This window comes from Caulobacter sp. AP07 (genome assembly GCF_000281955.1).
Classification (GTDB): Bacteria; Pseudomonadota; Alphaproteobacteria; order Caulobacterales; family Caulobacteraceae; genus Caulobacter.
Genome location: NZ_AKKF01000057.1, coordinates 1 through 4,191 on the forward strand (window position 1 = coordinate 1; position 4,191 = coordinate 4,191).

Genomic DNA, 4,191 nt, shown 5'->3' on the forward strand with positions numbered 1-4,191 from the left:
CGCCAGCCGCAGCGGCGGACGCCTGTCGCTGCTGTTCAAGCCGACGGAGGACATCAGCATCACGCCGCGGGTCGTCTACCAGGAGATCAAGGCCGGCGGCTTCAACCGCCAGGAGGTCTTCAACCTGTTCGCCAACCCCTACACCACCACCCGCCCGGCGATCACCCTGGGCGAGCGCGAGCAGTACCTGCTGCTCGACGAGAGCTTCAAGGACAAGACCTTCCTGGGGGACCTCACCGCCTCGGTCGGCCTGGGCTCGGTCGACCTGACCTCGGTCACCAGCTACATCGACCGCAAGATCGCGCTCGACCGCGACGCCAGCGCGCTGACCGGCAGCGTCTCGGTGGACCTGGGGTTCCCCGCCGCCGCCGTGATGCTGCCGTCCAAGCTGGTGGACACCACCGACCTGGAGCAGTTCTCGCAGGAACTGCGCCTGAGCTCGGCCGGCGACGGCCCGTTCCAGTGGGTGTTCGGCGGCTTCTATTCCAAGGTCGACCGGGTCTATAATCAGCGGCTGCCGACGCCGGGCTACGACGCCTATACCGACGCCACGCTCGGGGCCGGCACCTCGGCGGCGGTGGCCAACGGCTTCCCGCCCAACTCGCCCTACAACGCCTCCCTGCCCTACAACATCAAGCAGAAGGCCCTGTTCGGCGAGGCCAGCTACAAGCTCGACCGCCTGACGGCGACGGTCGGCGGCCGCTATTACGACTTCAAGGAAAACCGCCGCTTCACCTCGGGCGGCCTGTTCGCCAACGGCGACGACCAGGTCGACAAGACCGCCTCGGACGGCTTCACGCCCCGCGTGCTGTTGAGCTACGAAGCAACCGACACCGTGACCTTCAACGCCCAGGCATCCAAGGGCTTCCGGCTGGGCGGCGTCAACGACCCGCTGAACCTGCCCCTCTGCTCGCCGCAGGACGCGGCGATCTTCGGCGGGTTCCAATCCTATAACGACGAGACCCTGTGGAACTACGAAGGGGGCGTGAAGTCGCGGTTCGGCGGCGTCACCATCAACGGCGCCGTCTTCTACACCGACATCAAGAACCTGCAGACGACGCTGGACGCCGGCTCGTGCTCCTCGCGCGTGGTGTTCAACGTGCCCAAGGCCCACACCAAGGGCGTCGAGCTCGAAATCTCCGCGCGGCCCGCTTCGGGTTTCCAGGTCGGCCTGTCGGGCAGCCTGGTCGAGGCCGAGTTCGATTCCACGGTGCGGGACGGGACCGGCGCGGTGATCGGCGGCATCCGCGAGGGCAACCGCCTGCCGTCGGTGCCCAAGTTCCAGGTGTCGCTCAACGCCACCTACACCCACCGGCTCACCGACACGATGGAGGGCTATGTCAACGTGTCGTTCCAGCATGTCGGCAACCGCTTCACCCAGGCCAGCGACCAGGAGAACAATCCGCGCTCCTTCGTCTCCGGCCTGCCGTTCGGCGGCGCGTCCGGGACCAACCCCACGGTCGTCAATCTGCAGCTGCCCAGCTACGAGCTGGTCAATCTCAGCGCCGGCCTGAACCTGGACAACGGGGTCGACGTGATCGCCTACGTCAACAACATCTTCGACGAGAACCCGCTGCTGTCGTTCGACCGCGAACGCGGCGGCCGGGCCCGCCTCGGCTACTCGGTCGGCCAGCCGCGCGTGGTCGGCATGACGGTGCGCAAGACGTTCTAGGGGGGCACTTGGCCGGGGACAGGCGCATGCGCCTGTCCCCGATCCTATATCCCTCAGCGCGGCAGCACCGTCAGCCCATCGGGCAGTTCGTTGGCGTCGCCGGGGCGGGGCGGCACGTGGGCGGCGAGGATGGCGCCGGTTCGGGCCACGGCGGCCACGAAGCCGTCGGCGATCGCCCCGCGTTTGAGGCCGGCCGTCAGGTCGGCGACCACCTCGTCCCACACCGTGTTGGGCGCGGCGGCGTAGATGCCGTCGTCGGCGATCACCTCGACGCGGTGCTCGGCCAGGGCGGCGAAGATCAGCACGCCGGTGCGGTCGCGGGTCAGGTGCAGGTCCTTGGCCAGGAAATAGTCCAGAGCCGCCTGGCGCACCCGGGCCTTCTTCAGCGGGGCGGGGACCAGGGACCGGCGCACGGCGGGGATCGCCACCAGCAGGGCCACGACCACGAAGGTCGCCGCCTGCAGGCCGACATAGGTCAGCAGGGCCGACAGGATCGCCCCGTCATGGGCGGCGGCGTGGCCGACGCTCCAGCCGCCGAACAGTCGGGTCAGCATCTCGGGCCGGAAGCCGGCCAGCAGGGCCAGGGCGGGCAGCAGCAGGGCCGCGCCGAACGCCCAGACCAGCGGCAGGTGGCGGTCGTCGCCGACCTCCGGGGCCAGCACGCAATAGATCTCGCCGGCCGTGGTCTTCTCGGCGTCGGCCACCGCCTGGGCGATGCGGTCCCGGTCGGCCTGTGAAAGGGTCTGCATCACCAACTCCCCGAGGATCCGCCGCCGCCGAACGAGCCGCCGCCGCCGGAGAACCCGCCGCCGCCGGAGAACCCGCCGCCGCCGCCGCCGCTTCCGCCGCCCCAGCCTCCGCCCCCGCCGCCTCGACCACCGCCGCCACCGCTGAGCAGGGCGTTGAGGATGATCCAGGGCAGGGCGCCGGTCAGGCCGCTGCGCCGGGCCGGCCGGCTGAACAGGGCCATGACGATCAGCACCCCGACGATCAGCACGATGACCACCGGGAACGGCGAGCCGCCGCTGTCGTCACGGGCGCTGGCCGGGACGTCGAAGGCCTGCTGGGCCTTGGCCTTGGCCTGGTCGTCGGGCAGGGCCAGTTGCTGGATGACGGCGTCGGTCCCGGCGACGATCCCGCCCTCCAGGTCGCCGGCCTTGAACTTCGGCAGCACGGCGGTCTGGATGATGACGCTGGACAGGGCGTCGGTGAGGATGGGCTCCAGGCCGTAGCCGACCTCGAGGCGCACCTTGCGCTCGGTCGGGGCGACCAGGAGGATGACGCCGCTGTTCTTGCCCTTCTCGCCGATGCCCCAGGCGCGGCCCAGCTGGTAGCCGTAGTCCTCGATCTCGTAGCCCTGCAGGCTGGGCAAGGTGACGACCACCAGTTGCCGGCCGGTGGTCTGTTCGAGGCTGGCCAGCTTGGCGGTCAGGTCGGTCTCGACCTGGGGCGACAGGACGTTGGCGTTATCGACCACCCGGCCGGTCAGCGGCGGAAAGGTCGGGGCGGCGAGGGCCTGTCCGGCGAGCAAAGCGAGCGCTGCCAGCGCCAGCAGGGCGACCACCCAACGCCTCACCCGCGAAGCGGGGGAGGTGGCGCGATGCGAATACGCGTCGTGACGGAGGGGGCGTCTGGCGGAAGCGGTGGGGACGCCCCCTCCGTCACGGCGCCGGTGGCGCCGCGCCACCTCCCCCGTTTCACGGGGGAGGAGAAGAGAGGACGCGCCCAACCTACTGGGCCGGAGTCGGCTGGGGCGCGGTGTTCACGGTCGGGGCCGGCGGGGCGCTGAAGTCGACGCTGGGCGCCGACTGGGCGGCGGCCGTGGCCTGGAACAGCTGGGCCGGCTTCTGGCTGCCGTACAGCGTCTTGGCCCAGATGATGCTGGGGAAGGTGCGCAGGGTGGTGTTGTAGACCTGGGCGGTCTGGTTGTAGTCGCGCCGGGCGATGGAGATGCGGTTCTCGGTGCCTTCCAGCTGGCTCTGCAGGGCCAGGAAGTTCTGGTTCGACTTCAGGTCGGGATAGCTCTCCTGGATCATCATCAGCCGGCCCAGCACGCCCGACAGCTTGTCCTGGGCGGCGGCGTACTGCTGGAACTGGGCCGGGTCGCTGATGGTCGAGGCGTCGACCTTGACCTGGGTGGCGCTGGCCCGGGCTTCGGTGACGGCGACGAGCACGCCCTTCTCCTGGGCGGCGTAGCCCTTCACCGTATTGACCAGGTTGGGGATCAGGTCGGCGCGGCGCTGGTACTGGTTCTGCACCTCGGCCCAGGCGGTCTTGGTCGCCTCGTCCTGGGTGGGGATGGTGTTGACGCCGCAGCCGGCCAGCAGGGCGGCGAGCGCGACGACGGGGGCGAGACGGGCGATCGTTTTGAGCATCCGCATGGAAGTCCCTTCGAGCCTGTTTGGATTCGGCGATAACGCCGATCGGTCGGCGCACACTTTAAGGACGAGGTCGGCGCGGATGCAAATGGGGATAATCACCTATGAAGCGCGCCCATTTCCGGTCGTCATCCCGGGCCT

Annotated in this window: 4 protein-coding genes and 1 pseudogene; 1 reads left to right on the top strand and 4 read right to left on the bottom strand. The window is 69.7% G+C overall.

All coding sequences use genetic code 11. The features are described from left to right. Positions 1 to 1,672: TonB-dependent receptor (locus PMI01_RS04505; RefSeq protein WP_007663679.1), on the top strand; the 1,672-nt coding region annotated here is incomplete at its 5' end. Between the two features lie 53 nt (positions 1,673 to 1,725). Here the strand turns inward: PMI01_RS04505 and PMI01_RS04510 are convergent. The 4 genes and pseudogenes from PMI01_RS04510 to PMI01_RS04520 form a co-directional block, all read right to left on the bottom strand. Then, positions 1,726 to 2,421 (bottom strand): TPM domain-containing protein, encoded by a 696-nt coding sequence (locus PMI01_RS04510; protein WP_007663680.1) that lies wholly within the window; start codon positions 2,419 to 2,421, stop codon positions 1,726 to 1,728. Next, a complete protein-coding gene (locus PMI01_RS04515) occupies positions 2,421 to 3,236 on the bottom strand; it encodes a TPM domain-containing protein (RefSeq protein WP_007663683.1) in 816 nt (271 codons plus the stop codon). The genes PMI01_RS04510 and PMI01_RS04515 overlap by 1 nt, the downstream gene beginning before the upstream one ends. Next, a pseudogene (locus PMI01_RS27725) lies at positions 3,229 to 3,303 on the bottom strand (hypothetical protein); the annotation flags it as partial. The gene PMI01_RS04515 and the pseudogene PMI01_RS27725, both read right to left, overlap by 8 nt. Before the next feature lie 99 nt (positions 3,304 to 3,402). Beyond that, entirely contained in the window at positions 3,403 to 4,053 is a 651-nt protein-coding gene (locus tag PMI01_RS04520) for a LemA family protein (protein WP_007663686.1), read from the bottom strand. Between the last annotated feature and the right edge of the window lie 138 nt (positions 4,054 to 4,191).